The organism is Agrobacterium albertimagni AOL15 (assembly GCF_000300855.1).
In the GTDB taxonomy this organism is placed as follows: domain Bacteria; phylum Pseudomonadota; class Alphaproteobacteria; order Rhizobiales; family Rhizobiaceae; genus Allorhizobium; species Allorhizobium albertimagni.
In genome coordinates this window covers 112,621-129,248 of record NZ_ALJF01000008.1, presented here as the reverse complement: position 1 = coordinate 129,248, position 16,628 = coordinate 112,621, and the positions used below count along the sequence as shown (strand labels likewise).

General features: G+C 60.6%; 20 protein-coding genes. 9 read left to right on the top strand and 11 right to left on the bottom strand.

Features of this window, described 5'->3' with window-relative positions:
- The first annotated feature begins 147 nt into the window (after positions 1 to 147).
- Positions 148 to 414: an usg protein gene (locus tag QWE_RS10275; RefSeq protein WP_006726048.1), complete on the top strand. Its 267-nt coding sequence runs from the start codon at positions 148 to 150 to the stop codon at positions 412 to 414.
- 2 nt (positions 415 to 416) lie between these two features.
- On the opposite strand, the gene QWE_RS10270 is transcribed toward QWE_RS10275, so the two are convergent.
- Complete coding sequence (locus tag QWE_RS10270; RefSeq protein ID WP_052018147.1) at positions 417 to 1,145, bottom strand: DUF2270 domain-containing protein; 729 nt, start codon at positions 1,143 to 1,145, stop codon at positions 417 to 419.
- 135 nt (positions 1,146 to 1,280) lie between these two features.
- On the opposite strand from QWE_RS10270, the gene QWE_RS10265 reads away from it, so the two are divergent.
- From QWE_RS10265 to QWE_RS10250, 4 genes are all read left to right on the top strand, one after another.
- Positions 1,281 to 2,096 carry a class I SAM-dependent methyltransferase gene (locus QWE_RS10265; protein WP_006726046.1) on the top strand — a complete coding sequence of 272 codons (816 nt, stop codon included), beginning with the start codon at positions 1,281 to 1,283 and terminating at the stop codon, positions 2,094 to 2,096.
- 97 nt (positions 2,097 to 2,193) lie between these two features.
- Positions 2,194 to 3,759, top strand: a complete 1,566-nt coding sequence (locus tag QWE_RS10260) for a hypothetical protein (RefSeq protein ID WP_006726045.1) — start codon at positions 2,194 to 2,196, stop codon at positions 3,757 to 3,759.
- A gap of 72 nt (positions 3,760 to 3,831) precedes the next feature.
- On the top strand, positions 3,832 to 4,704 hold the full coding sequence (locus QWE_RS10255) for an NAD(P)-dependent oxidoreductase (RefSeq protein WP_006726044.1): 873 nt from the start codon (positions 3,832 to 3,834) through the stop codon (positions 4,702 to 4,704).
- Positions 4,701 to 5,387 (top strand): DNA alkylation repair protein, encoded by a 687-nt coding sequence (locus tag QWE_RS10250; protein WP_006726043.1) that lies wholly within the window; start codon positions 4,701 to 4,703, stop codon positions 5,385 to 5,387. The genes QWE_RS10255 and QWE_RS10250 overlap by 4 nt, the downstream gene beginning before the upstream one ends.
- A 13-nt stretch (positions 5,388 to 5,400) precedes the next feature.
- Here QWE_RS10250 and QWE_RS10245 read toward each other — a convergent pair whose 3' ends face one another.
- From QWE_RS10245 to QWE_RS10235, 3 genes are all read right to left on the bottom strand, one after another.
- Positions 5,401 to 5,889, bottom strand: coding sequence for an Lrp/AsnC family transcriptional regulator (locus QWE_RS10245; RefSeq protein WP_006726042.1), 489 nt, complete (start codon positions 5,887 to 5,889; stop codon positions 5,401 to 5,403).
- A gap of 66 nt (positions 5,890 to 5,955) precedes the next feature.
- Positions 5,956 to 6,600, bottom strand: coding sequence for a uracil-DNA glycosylase family protein (locus tag QWE_RS10240; RefSeq protein ID WP_040299982.1), 645 nt, complete (start codon positions 6,598 to 6,600; stop codon positions 5,956 to 5,958).
- Between the two features lie 44 nt (positions 6,601 to 6,644).
- Positions 6,645 to 7,211, bottom strand: a complete 567-nt coding sequence (locus tag QWE_RS10235) for a thermonuclease family protein (protein WP_006726040.1) — start codon at positions 7,209 to 7,211, stop codon at positions 6,645 to 6,647.
- 118 nt (positions 7,212 to 7,329) lie between these two features.
- On the opposite strand from QWE_RS10235, the gene QWE_RS10230 reads away from it, so the two are divergent.
- On the top strand, positions 7,330 to 8,865 hold the full coding sequence (locus QWE_RS10230; RefSeq protein ID WP_006726039.1) for a sensor histidine kinase: 1,536 nt from the start codon (positions 7,330 to 7,332) through the stop codon (positions 8,863 to 8,865).
- On the opposite strand, the gene QWE_RS10225 is transcribed toward QWE_RS10230, so the two are convergent.
- Both QWE_RS10225 and cobT read right to left on the bottom strand, forming a co-directional pair.
- Complete coding sequence (locus tag QWE_RS10225; RefSeq protein ID WP_006726038.1) at positions 8,866 to 9,288, bottom strand: diacylglycerol kinase; 423 nt, start codon at positions 9,286 to 9,288, stop codon at positions 8,866 to 8,868.
- Positions 9,281 to 10,303: a nicotinate-nucleotide--dimethylbenzimidazole phosphoribosyltransferase gene (gene cobT / locus QWE_RS10220; protein ID WP_006726037.1), complete on the bottom strand. Its 1,023-nt coding sequence runs from the start codon at positions 10,301 to 10,303 to the stop codon at positions 9,281 to 9,283. The genes QWE_RS10225 and cobT overlap by 8 nt, the downstream gene beginning before the upstream one ends.
- A gap of 124 nt (positions 10,304 to 10,427) precedes the next feature.
- Between cobT and QWE_RS10215 the strand changes: the two genes are divergently transcribed.
- Genes QWE_RS10215 through QWE_RS10205 form a run of 3 tightly spaced genes read left to right on the top strand, consistent with a single transcriptional unit; the run spans position 10,428 to position 12,168 of the window.
- Positions 10,428 to 11,213 (top strand): adenosylcobinamide-GDP ribazoletransferase, encoded by a 786-nt coding sequence (locus QWE_RS10215; RefSeq protein ID WP_006726036.1) that lies wholly within the window; start codon positions 10,428 to 10,430, stop codon positions 11,211 to 11,213.
- Between the two features lie 35 nt (positions 11,214 to 11,248).
- Positions 11,249 to 11,470, top strand: coding sequence for a DUF1289 domain-containing protein (locus QWE_RS10210; protein WP_006726035.1), 222 nt, complete (start codon positions 11,249 to 11,251; stop codon positions 11,468 to 11,470).
- Entirely contained in the window at positions 11,467 to 12,168 is a 702-nt protein-coding gene (locus QWE_RS10205; protein ID WP_040299936.1) for a TIGR02281 family clan AA aspartic protease, read from the top strand. Before QWE_RS10210 ends, QWE_RS10205 begins: the two co-directional genes overlap by 4 nt.
- 9 nt (positions 12,169 to 12,177) lie before the next feature.
- On the opposite strand, the gene QWE_RS10200 is transcribed toward QWE_RS10205, so the two are convergent.
- The 5 genes from QWE_RS10200 to QWE_RS10180 form a co-directional block, all read right to left on the bottom strand.
- On the bottom strand, positions 12,178 to 12,939 hold the full coding sequence (locus QWE_RS10200; protein ID WP_006726033.1) for an ABC transporter permease: 762 nt from the start codon (positions 12,937 to 12,939) through the stop codon (positions 12,178 to 12,180).
- On the bottom strand, positions 12,936 to 13,862 hold the full coding sequence (locus QWE_RS10195) for an ABC transporter ATP-binding protein (protein ID WP_006726032.1): 927 nt from the start codon (positions 13,860 to 13,862) through the stop codon (positions 12,936 to 12,938). Before QWE_RS10195 ends, QWE_RS10200 begins: the two co-directional genes overlap by 4 nt.
- Positions 13,863 to 13,940: 78 nt before the next feature.
- Positions 13,941 to 15,263: a response regulator gene (locus QWE_RS10190; protein ID WP_006726031.1), complete on the bottom strand. Its 1,323-nt coding sequence runs from the start codon at positions 15,261 to 15,263 to the stop codon at positions 13,941 to 13,943.
- Positions 15,264 to 15,348: 85 nt separating this feature from the next.
- Entirely contained in the window at positions 15,349 to 16,173 is an 825-nt protein-coding gene (locus QWE_RS10185; RefSeq protein ID WP_006726030.1) for a response regulator, read from the bottom strand.
- A gap of 151 nt (positions 16,174 to 16,324) precedes the next feature.
- Positions 16,325 to 16,597, bottom strand: coding sequence for a hypothetical protein (locus QWE_RS10180; protein WP_006726029.1), 273 nt, complete (start codon positions 16,595 to 16,597; stop codon positions 16,325 to 16,327).
- Positions 16,598 to 16,628: the final 31 nt, after the last annotated feature.

Sequence of the window (16,628 nt, the reverse complement as noted above, 5' to 3'; positions counted from 1 at the left end):
ACCGCCCACCTTCATTAGCACTTCCTTCACCATCAGGTGTTTCCATCATGTCAGGGCCCGCGTCGGTCGCGGCCCCGGTCGGTCGCGGAAGCGATGACACCGCCCGCGTCGATCCGTCTTCCACGAGAACACGGGGAACGCTGGCACATGAACAGCGAAATGGAACTGATGCTGAAGGGTTACGGGCTGACAACCGCCCAGATCCTCTATCGCCTGCCCGATCACCCTTCCCTGCTGCAGACCTATATATGGCAGCATTACGATCTGGCTCCCGACTTTCCGGAGATGCGTGGCTTCCTGCGCTTCTGGCAGGACAAGATCGAGGGGCCGCTCCACTCTGTGACCTATGTGCACAAGAAGATGATCGCGGCCAGCGAATGGCGCTCGTTGAAAGGCGAGTTCATCCTGCACTGAGCTCAGACATGCACCTCGCCATGGGCAATTTCCCCATCTTTCGGCTTCCGATAGAGGATGGTGAAGAGTAACGCGGCATAGAAGGCGCCGACCAGCGCCAGCACGACCCCGCCATACAGCGGTCCTAAATGGGCGTTCTGAACGATTTGGGACAGACTGCTGACGAACTCGGCGGGCGCCTCGTTCTGTTGCAGCTTCGGGCTTGATATCTTGAGCGCCCAGGCAAGGAGCAGGATCAGATACATCCAAATGTAGTTGCGACGAATGCGGCGAAAAAGCGCTTCGCGGTACGCCATAAGGAAGACCGGCCGTCGAAGGCTGGCCGCGATGGCCTCGGCCCAATCGGCCTTCAGCTCCGCCTGAGGGCACAGCGCCTGGGAGAAATAGTGCCGCTCGAGCTGCCGTACCCTCGCCCGGTAGACGTCAAAGAAGCGATAACGCCTTGCCTCGATCAGAAGAAAGACCGAGACGAGCAGCATGGCGAACAGCACGACACCATGATGCGACGATGGCGTCGACAGTGACACGGAAAGCAGGCCGGCCACCACCGTCATCGACCAGTTCGTGGTCCGATCTATCCGGTCGCGCCAGCTCGTCATCCGACCGATCTCACCGCGATAATAGTGGATGATCATATTGGCTTTTTCAGCCGAACTGGCCGGCAAGGCGGGCGCGAGGCGCGCGGGCGTTGCGCTCTCCAACGGCAGGATCCCGGCTTCGTCTTGTGTCATTTGTTCCATTGGTGGCTCCCTGCCGGGAGAACACCAAGAGCCGCCGCTCGGTTCCCTTTTCATTGCCAAGCCCGGCCCGACCCGCTAGACGACCGGCAAAGGCCCGATGAGCGGCCGAGAGAACAGGAGCCTCACATGGCCAAGATCGACGAAGAAGCCCTGGCGGAAGCCTATAACCGCGCACTCGCCCTCGAAAAGTCCGGCGATATCGACGCAGCCGTGAAGGCCTATGAGGAAGTGCTGGCGATCGACCCCGACGACCACGGCGGCGCATCGGTGCGGATTGCCGCACTTGGCCGTGGCGAGGCCCCGCCGAAAGCGCCCGACGCCTATGTCGAGACGCTCTTCGACCAGCACGCCGATGCCTTCGAGGACATTCTCGTCGAACAGCTCGGCTACACCGTGCCGATGATGGTCCGCCAGCGTCTGCAAACGCTCGGTCTCGGCCCGTTCAAGCGTCTGCTCGACCTTGGCTGCGGCACCGGCCTCACAGGCGGCGCGCTGCGCGATGTCGTGGACGACATGACGGGCATCGACATTTCCGAAAAGATGGTCGAGATCGCCCATGAGAAGGACCTTTACGAGACGCTCTATGTGGCGGAACTCGAGGACTTCCTCGAAGACAATGACGACGAACCCTTCGACCTCGTCACGGCAACCGACGTGCTGCCCTATCTCGGCGCGCTGGAACCGCTCTTCTTTGGTGCTGCCGAGAACATGACCGACGGCGGCATCTTTGTCTTCTCTTCCGAAACGCGGCCGGAAGACGTCATGGCCGGCCGTCCCTTCATGGTCGGCCCGCATCAGCGCTTCGTGCATGCGGAGGCCTATGTGCGTGAACGGCTGGCCGCGACTGGCTTCGAAGTGGTCGAGATCACCGACATCAACGTGCGCATGCAGGACGGTGAGCCCTCCCCAGGTCATCTCGTGGTGGCGAAAAAGACAAAATAGACAATCTTGGATTGAATTTTCAACCATAGATCGCGCCTAATTGGTAGTCAGCTACCATCAAGAGTTTAGGCTTCCCTCGGAAAAAGGGGGGGAAGCCATGCAAACTGAAATTGCCGCACAAGCGATCACCGATCCCTCATTGACATGGACGGTGGTCGTCGCCTTCGCCATATCCCTGATCACCGTCTTCGCCTTGATCTTTGGACGATACGAGATCAGGCTCCGACGGCTCCGTCTCATTCGCGATTATGTGAAAACCTTCCCTGTCATCGACTTGGGAGAGGAAGGCACCAGCCCGTCTTTCGAATTCGTCCGCAGCAAATATGCCGCCGATGTTAGCAGCGATGACGAACGGGAAGTGAGAGCTTCGAGCGGCAACCTCCGATCGGCGGAGGACATCATCAGCGAGATCAATGATACGATCTCTAGGACCCGCGTCTTTCTGAACCGGGGCGACCTGCGGTTGCTGACCGCTGCAATTCCCTATCTTCTCGTCGTCACGACTGGCTTCATCCTCGCCTTCTCGGGTTTCGGTTGTTTCGAGACGGCGGCAACCTGTCTTGATGGCACGACCTTCAACCTGCTGACGGTAGGCGGCATGAAGTTCTCGGATCAAACCGCCGCAGTTGACGTCAGGCAACTTGCCGAAAACGTCCTGACGGTCGCCGCCATCACATTCATTGGCGCCTACCTCTCGTCCTTGCGCTATCTCGTCCAGGCGCTCGCCGTCTTCGACCTGAACGGCTATACGATGATAAGGCAGGCGGCGATGATCGTGATTTCGGTGCTGGCATCGGCCACGCTCTACCGCGCCATTCCCGACTTGAGCGCTCTCCAGGCAGCCGTGAGCATCGACCGGACCACACCGATCGGGGACCTGCCAGCGCTCTGGATCCTTCTGGGCCTCGCCTTTGGTCTGCTGCCGGGCAGTGTCCTGCAGTTCATCCTGGTCAAGATCGGCACCCAGATCAACTGGATCAAGCAGTCGGACAATCGGTTCATCGACATGACCCGGGTCGTCCCTCTGGATGCCATCGATGGCATAGACTTCTTCACCCGCTTCCGCCTTGAAGAATGCGGTATCTCAGACGTTCAGTCGCTCGCCACTTACAATCCGATCATGCTGCATATCGAGACGCCATACGGGATCTACCAGACCGTCGACTGGATCGCCCAGGCACAGCTCTGCTGCGTCGTCGGCCTCGACCGCTTCCTTTTGCTGCGACAATTCAACGTGCGCACGATCTTCGACCTCGAACGTGCCTTGAAGCAAAATCGCAAGGACGACAGCGAGGCCGACAAACTGGCGATCGATGCCTTCGATCGAATCTACGCAGCCGTCCTGTTTGCACCGACCGGCCCGATGAAACTTATCCTTGAGAAGAGTACGGCGAAATTTCTTATCCCCGGCGCAGATGGGCAGATCATGGAAGTCGACGCGAAGGACTTCAGCATCTGGGCGCTCACCACCATCAGCGAGACCAAGGCGATGTCGTCCCGGGCTGTTGAGCACCTGATGGACTGGATCGGCGATGACCTCCATGTTCGCCGCCTCCGACGCCTGTGGAACGAGATTTCAGGCCGCCTTGGACAATTGAGCCTCGAATTGACGCCGGACCACAAGATTGGCGCCAAAGCCGATGCGCAGGACCCGACGGATTGAGGGATCCCAGCCCTTTCACCCTTCCCTGCCATCGACTATGCATGTCTCATACCGCAAGGCAGGAGAGACGAGATGGCAAAAGTCGCATTCATCGGTTTGGGCGTGATGGGTTTTCCCATGGCAGGTCACCTGAAGGTCAAGGGTGGCCACGAGGTGAAGGTCTATAACCGCACGACAGCCAAGGCAGAGGCCTGGGTGGCAAAGTTCGGCGGTAGTCATGGCTTGACCCCGGCTGAGGCCGCAGAGGGCGCAGATTTCGTCTTCACCTGCGTTGGCAATGACGACGACCTGCGTTCGGTCACCACAGGCGAAAACGGCGTGATTGCCGCCATGAAGCCGGGCGCGATCCTGATCGACAACACCACCGCCTCCGCCGAGGTCGCACGTGAACTCGCCGAGGCCACAGCTGCCAAAGGCTGCGGCTTCATCGACGCCCCGGTCTCCGGCGGCCAGGCCGGTGCTGAGAACGGTGTACTCACCGTGATGTGCGGTGGCGAACCGGACACCTTCGACCGCGCAAAACCCGTGATCGACTCCTTTGCCCGCATGGTTGGCCTGATGGGCCCAGCCGGCGCCGGCCAACTGACCAAGATGGTCAACCAGATCTGCATTGCAGGCCTCGTACAGGGCCTGGCCGAGGGCGTGCATTTCGGCAAGAAGGCCGGGCTCGACATCGAAAAGGTGATCGAGGTCATCTCCAAGGGGGCTGCCGGCTCCTGGCAGATGGAGAACCGTCACAAGACCATGAACCAGGGCAAATACGATTTCGGCTTTGCCGTCGACTGGATGCGCAAGGATCTGGACATCGTCCTCTCGGAAGCGCGCCGCAACGGCGCAAACCTGCCGGTCACGGCGCTCGTCGATCAGTTCTACGGCGAGGTGCAGAAACTCGGCGGCAATCGCTGGGACACCTCGTCCCTGCTGGCGCGGCTGGAAACAAAATGATCGGCCCCTCCTCCACCGCAGCCGAGATCATCGCATCTCTGCGCTCGATGCGGTCGGAGGAGAACATCGCCGGCATGGCTCGCTACGGGATTGTCACCGACAATGCTCTTGGCATCGGCAATCCTGCCCTGCGGCAGATCGCCAAGGTGATCGGCCCGAACCAGGCGCGTGCCGAAGAGCTCTGGGCATCCGGCATACGTGAGGCGCGCCTGTTGGCGATCTGGACTTTCGTCCCGAGGATGCTGTCATCGGACGACATCTGGCGGCTCGCCGAGGAATTCAATTCCTGGGAAATCGTCGACACGGCGGCCGACCTGCTCACCGAGACGCCCGGCTGGCGCAAACTGGTTGAAGACTTCGCCGCAGATGACCGCGAGTTCATCCGCAGAACCGCCTTTGCCATGATCGCAGGCGCGACCGTTCACAACAAGAATGAGCCGGACGCGACTTTCCTGGAATGGTTGCCGCTGATTGAGCGACACGCGACCGATCCCCGCAACTTCGTCAAGAAGGCCGTGAACTGGGCCCTGCGCAACACGGGCAAGCGCAGCCGCGCCTGCCACACGAGCGCGGTCCTTCTGGCTGAAAAACTGGCGGGAATGAGCGACACCACAGCCCGCTGGGTCGGCAATGACGCCTTGCGGGAACTGCGCGATCCCAAGCGGATTGCGAAGCTCAAGTAATCGCCAGCGCGGTCTATTCTTCGCCGGCCTTATGATTGTCGATCATCATGTAGTCGAGAGGCAGCTCGGTCGTGTACTTGATCTGCTCCATGGCAAAGGCGGAAGACACATCGCGGATCTCGATCTTGGCGATCATCCGCTTGTAGAAGGCATCATAGGCCGCGATGTCAGGCACGACGACGCGCAGCAGGTAATCGACATCGCCGCTCATGCGGTAGAACTCGACCACTTCCGGAAACTCGGACACGACCTCGGAGAACCGCTTCAGCCATTCGATCGAATGACTTGACGTGCGGATCGAGACGAACACGGTCACCTTGGTGTTGACCTTGGCCGGATCGAGCAGGGCCACGCGCCGACGGATGACACCGTCCTCTTCCATCTTCTGGATGCGCCGCCAACAAGGCGTCGTGGACAGACCGACCTTTTTGGCGAGATCGGCAACGGCCAGCGTCGAATCTTCCTGAAGAATACGGAGAATTTTGCGATCGAGGCGGTCCATGGCAAACCCTGTAAAAACTGATTTTTCTTGATATAGCCGATTTCATAAAAATTATGGAAAATCATTTCAAGCTATCAACAAGGAAACCTCTCGTCGCAGCACAGGCACGACATCGGCCTCGAACCAGGGGTGACGTTTCAGCCAGCCGGTATTGCGCCAGCTCGGATGGGGAAGCGGCAAGACGCGCGGGCCGTTACGATTGGCGAGAAGGAAGTCTCGCCAGTGGGTGACCGTCTCGGTCATGGTCTTGCGGCGCAAGCGTCCCAGATGCCAGGCCTGCGCATATTGCCCGATTGCCAGAACGAGCTCCACCTGCGGCATGGCATCCATCACCGTCTGCCGCCAATGCGGCGCACATTCCCGGCGCGGCGGTAGGTCGTGTCCGTTCTCGTCATAACCTGGAAAACAGAAGCCCATCGGTGCGATCGCCAGTTTGCTGCGGTCGTAGAAGGTGTCGCGATCAACGCCCAGCCAGTTTCGGAGGCGGTCGCCTGAGGCATCGTTGAACGGAATACCCGTATCATGCACCCGAAGCCCCGGCGCCTGCCCGGCAATCAGCACCCGTGCCGTCGCCGAAAGCCAGGCGACCGGTCGAGGCTCGTGTGGCATCCGCCGCTCGGGCCCACCGGCCGGACAATCACGACAGATGCGACAGCGCGCGATTGCGCTCGACAAGCCGTCGATCGTCGGTGGCAAGTCATCGCGGGCCATGCTCGGCGGCGAAGGAATGTCAGCGGCCATGCTCTCTTTCGTCCTCAAAACCAATGTGTCAGCCATCGCGGCAGTAACGCCTCGACCCAACCCGTGAGTTCCGCTTCCTCGATCTGTCGTTGCCGCCGCCAGTCGGCCGGGCGCTCGAAATCCCCCCGCCAGATCCCCTCGCCCGCCCGCCGAGCCTCTGTCTCACTCGCAAGGTAACGTCCATCGGCAACGACAGCCCCGGTCCGCACCAGCAGATCGCCGAGATCGTCGAGGCCCCGCTTGCAGACCACGAGCAACCGGCCGTAACGATCACGGCGTGTACCGCTGCATTCGAAGCCACGCCCGGATACGAGCGCAATCAGGGCGAGGCGCGCCTCCTCGCCGCAGGCATAGGGTGACCCGTCTGCCGCCTTGCAAACCTGAGAAAGTTCGGGTGCGTCGATCCCTTCGATGCGCAGCCGTTCGCCGTCTGCGCTGAGCGTGTCGCCATCGATCACCGAGAACGAGCCGGAAAAACGCAGCGCCTGTGCGTTCTCGAGCTTGGCGATAACAAGCAATGCGAGCGCCAGGATGGCAAGCCCTAGAACCAGGTCGCGCAGGCGCCGAACGTGTCTCGTCACATTTCCACCCACTTCAACAACAGAACCTTTTTACACATGGCAAACAAAACCTTCCAAGACAGGATCTTCTTAAGATTTCGCCGCTAGGGTTCACCAAGGCGCGGAAGACTGCAACGCAATGAGTAACGGCGTAGATACATCGGCGGACAAAAACGTTCTCCACCTGACGCGACACAATCGCAACAGGGCAACGAATCGCGCCGTCCGCACCACTCGTGAACGTCTCCAGACGGGTCCGGGCACTTCCCCCGCCTTCGATGCAGAGATCCTCGCCATGCATGTCGGCGCCTGCCTGCAGGGCGCGGCCGTCATCCCGATCACGATCTTGCTGATCGCAGCCTCCGGCGCCTATTTCACCACGCAGCCGCATTTCCTCATCTGGGGCCTCTTCGCGCTCACCATGCATGCGATCGGCATCCTGATCGTCAAGCGCGCATCGAAGACCGAAATCACGCCTGAGAACCAGATCAAATGGCGTCGCATCCTGCTGGCCGCGCAGGCGGCTATGGGGCTGTCCTGGGCGATCTTCGTGCTCCAGGACTGCGCGACCTGCAATCCCACCGCCTTCACCTTCTACAAGGGCGCAGTGCTCCTCGTTGCCCTCTCCATCACGGCCATGGCAAGCATGCTGTTGCGTCAGGCAGTGCTCTTCGGGTTCCTTCCTACCGTGGTGGCGCTGACTGTCGTGTCGATCACCGGCCGGAACATCCTCGACATCGGCCTGACGGCGGTCTTCACCACTGCGCTGATCTTCTTCATCTACATCACCAACCGACTGCATCAGGCCAATCTCAAGCTTCTGTCCTTCCAGACGGAAAAGGACGACCTGATCGCCGAACTGGAAGTCGCCAAGTCCCTGTCCGATGAAGCGAGACGTCGCGCCGAAGAAGCCAATATGGCCAAGTCGCGCTTCCTCGCCTCGATGTCCCACGAACTGCGCACACCACTCAACGCTATCCTCGGCTTCTCCGAAGTCATGGCAACGGAAGTGCTCGGGCCGCTGAACAACCCGCTCTACAAGGAATATGCTGGCGATATTCACCGCTCGGGAAGCCATCTGCTCGAACTGATCAACGAGATCCTCGACCTGTCGCGCATTGAAGCCGGCAAGTATGAACTGAGCGAGGAAAGCGTGTCTCTCCTGGAGGTCGCCGAAGACTGCATCGGCATGATCCAGCTGCGCGCCAAGTCGAAGAACATCCGCATCGACCAACAGTTCGAAAAGGCACTGCCGTCACTCTGGGCTGACGAAAAGGCTCTGCGCCAGGTGATCCTGAACCTCTTGTCCAATGCGGTGAAATTCACGCCCCAGGGCGGCGAGATCATGGTCAAGGCCGGCTGGACTGCCGGCGGCGGACAATACATCTCGATCAAGGACAATGGCCCGGGCATTCCGGAAAACGAAATCCCCGTCGTCCTCTCCGCCTTCGGTCAGGGCTCCATCGCGATCAAGAGTGCCGAACAGGGCACGGGACTTGGCCTTCCGATCGTCCAGGCGATCCTCGCCAAGCACGGCGGCGAATTCAAGCTGAAGTCGAAGCTCCGGGAAGGCACGGAAGTCATTGCGATCCTGCCATCGAGCCGCGTGCTCGAAAGCCTGCCGGCCGTCTCGGAAGTGAAGGCCGTCGAGCCCCGCCGCCGGCAATTCGCCTGATCAGGCGAGAAACAGCCGGCTGATCACGACGTAAGCAGCAAATGCACCATTGGCCACGATCAGGCAGAAGACGGCAAAGGACCCGAGATCCTTTGCATTGCGGCCAACCGTCGAGATCTCCGGCGAGATGCGGTCGACCAGTTCCTCGATCGCCGTATTGAGCGCCTCCACCGAAAACATCAGCATCATCAAAACGACGAAGCCGAGAAATTCGAAGAGGCTGGCACCGACCAGTCCGAACACGACCAGGCCGCCGACAAATCCCAGGAGTTCATGCCGAAAAGCCGATTCCTGGATCAGACGCCGAAATCCCTGAGCCGAATACTGAGCGGCGGCAAACAGATGCGCGACACCGGTCTTCTTCCGTATGACGGTCGAGGCGAGCGGCTCCGCATCGCCGGGCTTTGATGTGCGATCACTCATGCGACTTGTTGGATACCCCAGCCTGTTCGAAGGTTGCCATGCCGGAATGGCAGGCCGCGGCAGCCTTGACGATACCGGCCGCAAGTGCCGCACCGGTGCCCTCCCCAAGACGCATGCCAAGCGCCAGAAGCGGCGTCTTGCCGAGTCGCTCGATCGCGCGCAGATGCCCCGGCTCGCCGGAGACGTGACCGATCAGGCAGTGATCGAGCGCGGAAGGGTTGGCGGCTTTCAGGATTGCGGCTGCAGCCGTTGCCACATAGCCGTCGATCAGGACCGGAATCTTTTCCATGCGGGCGGCCAGGATCGCGCCGGCCATCGCCGCGATTTCGCGACCGCCGAGACGACGCAGCACTTCGAGCGGATCGGACAGATGCTCCCGGTGGAACTCGACCGCCTGTTTGACGGCGGCCACCTTGCGCGCCAGCACGTCGCCTTCCGAGCCAGTGCCCGGACCGACCCAGTCCTCCGCCTCGCCGCCATAGAGAGCGAGGTTGATCGCGGCTGCGATCGTCGTGTTGCCAATCCCCATTTCACCGATGCAAAGCAGATCGGTTCCGCCGGCAATTGCTTCCATGCCGAAGGCCATGGTCGCGGCGCAATCGCGCTCCGACAGTGCCGCTTCGCAGGTAATATCGCCCGTCGGATAGTCGAGCGCCAGGTCGAAGATCTTCAGGCCGAGATCATGCGTCACGCAGATCTGGTTGATGGCAGCGCCGCCGGCTGCAAAATTCTCGACCATCTGCTGGGTGACTGACTGCGGGAACGGGGTGATGCCATGCTTGGTGACACCATGATTGCCGGCAAAGATCGCGACCAGCGGACGGTTAACCGCAGGCGCGCGACCGCTCCATGCGGCAAGCCACATGGCAATCTCTTCGAGCCGTCCAAGCGCACCCGGCGGCTTGGTGAGCTGCTTGTCGCGTTCGCGCGCAGCCACGAGCGCCGCAGTGCTGGGTCCCGGCAGGTCACGCAAGAGCGTGCGGAAATCGTCGAATGGCAGGCCGGTAACGCTCATGGGTCAGGCTTCCTTGTATTCTTCCAGCAAATCAGGCTTTGTGGCCTCTCTCATAGAGACCGGACCCGCGCTGCTCAACTCAAAAAAGCGACGCAGCCGGTCGAGGACAAAACGGAAAGGAACCATGCAGGTCGTCGAGAACCTCATCACGGAAACGGCGCGTGCCATTTCCTTCCTGAGCCGTCTGCCGGTCCCGGATCGCTTCTTTGCAGGCCATGACGGAAGCCTCAGCCGGACGGTCGCTGGATTCCCGTTGGCTGGCCTGATCATTCCCCTGCCCGCCGCCTCGATGATGGCAGTCCTCTCGGCCTCCGGCGCCGCGCCAGTCCTTGTGGCACTCCTGGGTGTCGGGCTGCAGATCATGCTGACCGGCGCCTTGCACGAGGACGGCCTGTCGGACACGGCGGACGGATTGGGCGGCGGCCGCAGCCGCGAAAAGGTCCTGGCGATCATGAAGGACAGCCGCATCGGCACCTATGGTGCGCTGGCGCTGATCCTGTCGGTCGCGCTTCGTGTCGCAGCACTCGCCATCCTGATCGAAACCCTTCCACCGCTCGCCATGGCTCTCGCCTGGCTGGCAACGGCGATCCTCAGCCGAAGCCTGATGGTCTGGCACTGGTCTGCCCTGCCCTCGGCCAGGCCTGATGGTGTGGCCGGATCGGCCGGCGCCCCCGATCCGGAGGCGACGCGCATGGCCTTCGTTCTCGGTGGCGTATTGACCGCCGGCATCGGCCTCCTTGCTCTTCCGTTTCACGCGTGGTTTGCGGCCGGCCTGATCGCAGCCGGCACGGTGGCGGCTTTCACCCGGCATTGCCGCAAGCGCATCGAGGGGCAGACCGGCGACACGATCGGCGCCAGTGAACAACTCTGCGAGATCGCCTTCCTCGTCACCCTTGCCATCATTCTCTGAGCAACCGATATAGGGGCGAAACCAAAGGGCTCGCGATGGAATCTCCCTGCATTCTCGTCTGTTCGATCGATGACAAGACCGGCTTCTGCTTCGGCTGCGGCCGCACACGCGAAGAGATCGGCCTGTGGACAAGCTATAGCGGCGTCGAGCGCCGCACCATCATGGCCGAACTGCCGGCGCGGCTCGAAAATGTCGAGCGCAAGCCCCGCCGCGAGACCCGCCGCACCCGTCTGGTGCGTGAGCGCGAGGGCGGCTGATGCGGTTTGTTATCGGCATCGCCATTCTCGCCATCGGCCTCGTCATTCTCGTGATGAACCACGATAGCGGCCAGAGCTTCGGTCTGGACAACGAGGCCTTCGGCCGCCTTGTCGTGGCGCTGCCGATCCTCCTGATGATCTCGGCCGGCATTCTGGTCGGTCGGCGTAATCTGGGCCAGAGCCTGCGCCAGATGGCGATCTGGGTGCTGATCGCTCTCGTGCTTGTCACCGGCTATCTCTATCGCGGCGATTTCCGCAGCGTTGGCGAGCGCGTTCTCGCGGGCTTGATGCCGGGACGGGCCGTCACCGTGACCACCGCGGATGGCGGCACGGAGGTCATCGTGCACAAGGCTCTGGGCGGACATTTCGAGACCACCGTCGACATTGGACCCGTCTCCGTGCCCGTCCTGATCGACACCGGGGCGAGTTCCGTCGCACTGCGTTACGAAGACGCGATGCGAATGGGGATCGATCCCGGTGAACTCAGCTTCACCCGCACGGTGCTCACCGCCAACGGCCGCGCCTCCGCCGCCCCCTTGCGGATTCCGGAAATGCGCCTCGGGCCCATCGTGCGCAGAGGCGTGGATGCGGTCGTGCTCGAAGAAGGCCTGCTCGACCAGAGCCTTCTCGGCATGAGTTTTCTCTCGACGCTGAGTTCCCTACAGATGCAGACGGACGAACTCAGACTGCGCGACTGATGACCTCGTTCAAGGCCGGAGCTTGTAACCCGTCTTGAAGATGTAGGCGAGGAAACCGAGGCAGGCGGCGAGGAAGATGCCGATCATGCCGAGGCTGATCAGCGGATGCACGTCCGACACCTCGAAGAAGCTCCAGCGGAAGCCGCTCACCAGATAGAGCACCGGATTGAGATGGCTGACTGCCTGCCAGAAGGGCGGCAGCATGTCGATCGAATAGAAGGTGCCGCCAAGGAAGGTGAGCGGCGGCACGACCAGCGACGGCACGAGGCTCAGCTGCTCGAAATTCTTCGCCAGGATCCCGATGATGAAGCCGGCCAGGCTGAAGGTGATTGATGTGAGCACCATGAAGAACAGCATGAGCAGCGGATGGGCGATGTCGAGATCGACGAATAACATCGCCGTTGCCAGGATGATGAGGCCGATCATCATGCCCTTCGTGGCGGCAGCGCCGACATAACCGATCAGGATTTCCGTCATCGCCACCGGCGCAGACAGGATCTCGTAGATTGTGCCGGTGAACTTTGGGAAATAGATGCCCGCCGAACCGTTCGAGACGCATTGGGTGATGAGCGCCAGCATGATCAGGCCAGGCGTGATGAAGGCGCCATAGGAGACGCCGCCGATCTCTTCCATGCGCGAGCCCACGGCTGCCCCGAAGACGATGAAGTAAAGTGCGGTCGATAGGACGGGCGAGATCACGCTTTGCAACAGGGTGCGGCGCATCCGGGCCATCTCGTAAACATAGATGGACTTGATTGCTTCGATGTTCATGCAGCCTCTCCGATCAGCGAGACGAAGATGTCTTCCAGAGACGTCTGGCGCGTGGAGACATCGCCGAATTTCAGGCCCGCGGCATCGATCGCTGACAACAGCCGTGCGATCTCTCCGTCTTCGCTTCCGAGTTCATAGTCATAGACGAGTTCACGCCCGTCTTCGCCAAGTGCCAGCGAATAGCCGGCAAGCTCTGCCGGTATCGCCTGGATGGGTTCGGTAAGTGTGATCGTCATCTGCTTGCGCCCGAGCTTGCGCATCAGCGCGTTTTTCTCCTCGACCAGCAGCAGCTTGCCACGGTTGATGACGCCGACACGATCCGCGATCCCCTGCGCCTCCTCGATGTAGTGGGTGGTAAGAATGATGGTCACACCCGTCTTGCGCAGGCGTTCGACGAGCTGCCACATGTCCTTGCGCAACGCCACGTCGACGCCGGCGGTGGGCTCGTCGAGGAAGAGGATGCGCGGCTGGTGCGACAATGCCTTGGCGATCAGCACCCGCCGCTTCATGCCGCCAGACAATTCACGAAGCGCATTGTCGCGTTTCTCGTAAAGGCTGAGATCCTTCAGGACCTGCTCGATATAGGCGGGATCGGGCTTCTTGCCGTGCAGACCACGGGAAAAACTGACGGTATTGAAGACGGTCTCGAACATGTCGGTCGTCAATTCCTGCGGCACCAGACCGATTTCGGCCCGGGTCTTGCGAAAGTCCTTGACCACGTCGTGGCCCGATACGGTCACCTGACCGCCGCTGGGATTGGTCATGCCGCATATGATCGAGATCAGCGTCGTCTTGCCGGCGCCATTGGGACCGAGAAGCGCGAGGATCTCGCCTTCTTCGATATCGAAACTGACGCTATCGAGCGCTTTGAAACCGTTGGAATAGGTCTTGGAGAGAGAATTGATGGAAATAATGGGAGCCATTTGACACTCCGGGCTGCGGAAGGTCGGACACATATAGGCACGCACCAGCGGCACGACCAGAGCGCAATGGAATTCAGATCAGGAAAGCATGGTCTCGGAATAAACTCGGTTTCGGCCGTAGCTCTTTGCGAGATAAAGCAACTGGTCGGCCGCGGCGAGATAATTGCTGAAACTCTCCCGTCCGGCGATTTCCGCAAGCCCGATCGAGATGGTGACGCTGATATCGTGATCGTCGAGCGCCACCCGCAGGCTCTCGATCTCGCGCCGCAATGTCTCGCAGAGGGCTGAGCCCTTCTCGACATCGAGACCCAACATCAAGACGCTGAACTCCTCGCCCCCGAGCCGCGCCAGAAGGTGACCGCTGCCGTCGAGCCGGCGGGCGAGCTTGGCACCCACTGCCTGCAGAACCCGGTCGCCGATTTCATGGCCATAGGTATCGTTGAGCTTCTTGAAGTGATCGATGTCGAGCATGGCGATGCAGCATGGCTCGCCGCGCTCCAGACGTCCCGCCACTTGCGCCGGCCCCTCGTCGAAGAAGTAGCGGCGATTGGGCAAGCCCGTGAGATAATCGCTAAACGCGGCCACGCGGAGCTGCCGGAGCTGCGCAAGCGTCTCGATATTGTGCTGGATGCGGCACTGCAACTCCTCGATGACATAGGGACGGTAGACGAAGTCGTTCGCGCCTGCCTTTAGGAAGCTTGCCGAAAGCAGCCGGTCGGCCGACGAGGATATACCGATGATCCGGAGACGGTCGCTGTTGTGGTCGCGACGGATCCGGCGTGTCAGTTCGTAGCCGTCCATGTCGGGCATGTTGTAGTCGGTGATCACGAGCTCGATATGCGGCTGACGCACCAGGATATCCATGGCCTGATATCCCGTCGACGCCTCGTAGACCTGGAATTTTTGCACACGCAAGAGGTCGGCCAGCATCGCCCGGGCCGAAGGCAGGTCGTCGACGACGAGCACGCCGACCTGTCGATTGCCGAGAAGACGCAGGACGGACGAGACGACGAGATCGATCGCGCCTTCATTGTTCTTGACGTGGTAGTCGGCCACGCCCTTTTGCAGCAGACGTTCGCGCAGGTCACGATTGAAGTCGGCGGTGAACACGACCGCCGGGATCCCCTGCGCAATCACGGCATCGAGGATCTCGCCGTCCGATGCACCAGGCAGGTTGAGATCGACAACCGCCACGTCGAACGTGTCGGGGCCGCGCATCACCTCTCGGAAGACATCCGCCGAGGCACACTGAGTAACCTGGCAGAAAAAGTCGTTTTCCAATCGGTGGCGCATGACGGACGAGACTGCGCGGGAATCCTCAATGATGAGGACCCGGCCCTGCTCCGCACGTTTTGAACCAACTACAGTCTGCTTGGTGTCAATCTGATCAGAAAAATACATAAAATATCCGCCGCATTCCCGAGGTCGCTCAACAAGCGACCTCCTCCCTCGGCAGAACACTAGCGACCTTAATTATAAGTCGCACCTATTTTTTGCGGGCTTGCGCCGCTTTAATCTGAACAAGCGTATCGAGGTTCTGGTTCACGCGGCAGTAGAACTCTTCATCGATGAACGGACGCAGCATGAAGTCGTTTCCGCCGACCTTCAGGAAGCGGGCCGACAACAGGCGGTTGGTCGACGACGAGACGCCGATGATTCGCAGTTCATGCGACCCGCGCACCGATCGGATGCGTCGCGTCAGCTCGAAACCGTCGATATCGGGCATGTTGTAGTCGGTGACCACGAGGCCGATATCCGGATTGGCCTTCAGGATCTCGATGGCCTTGGCGCCACTCTCGGCAAGGCTGACACGGAAATTGTAGCGACGCAGGCGGCTGGACAGAAGGGCGCGTGCGGTCGGGCTGTCGTCGACGATCAGAACGTGGTGACGGTGGTTGGTCAGGAAGCGATAGACCGACTCCGCCAACATTTCGACGGCAAAGACGTTGTCCTTGAGGATGTAGTCGACAATGTCCTTGGCGAGCAGCTTTTCGCGCATCTCATCCTGGAACGTGCCCGTGAAGACGACGGTCGGGATGTTGCAGTCGATTAGATACTCGAGCGCTTCGCCGTTTTCGGCACCGGGCAGGTTGATGTTCGAAATCGCCAGCTTCACCGGTTCATCCGACAGCTCGTTGGCCATTTGCAGATCTTCGAAGGTTCGGCAGATCTCGATGTCGACGCCCATCAGCTCCTTGAGGCGCTGACTGATCATCTGGGTGAAGACATTCGAGTCCTCTCCGAGAACGATCCGAACATCGGGAAAGGTTTCTCCCGAATACTGCATTCCAGAAATACCGAGAACTGCCATGACCAGCCTTCACTGTCTTGTTTATTTGTAAGACATCTAACAAAGGCCCTTTGCGGAAGCGTTAACTCAGGCCCTTGGCCTGCATCAACAACCCCGCATAGTTAAGCATTCAAGAATATCCAGGTATCCTGGCGAGCGAGGTCAGAACCACTCACTTGATGGTGGCGACACCATCTTTGATTTCGACGGTTTCTTCGCCGGTGAGCCCGATTCGGTCACCGTTGGGCAGGGTCAGAAAACAACCGGAGGCGCAGATCGTGTCGGAGCCCCCGGCATCGAGCGAAATCTCGGTTCGGGTGCCTTCCTCGACCACGACGATAACCACGGCCGAGCTGCCGGTATTCAGCACCGAGGCTGCCAGTGTTGGCCCCGCCATCAGGCTACCAACCACCAAGACAACCAGCTGCGCATAGAACTGCTTCATGCCGATAGCGGAGCGAAAAGCTCCGTCCTCT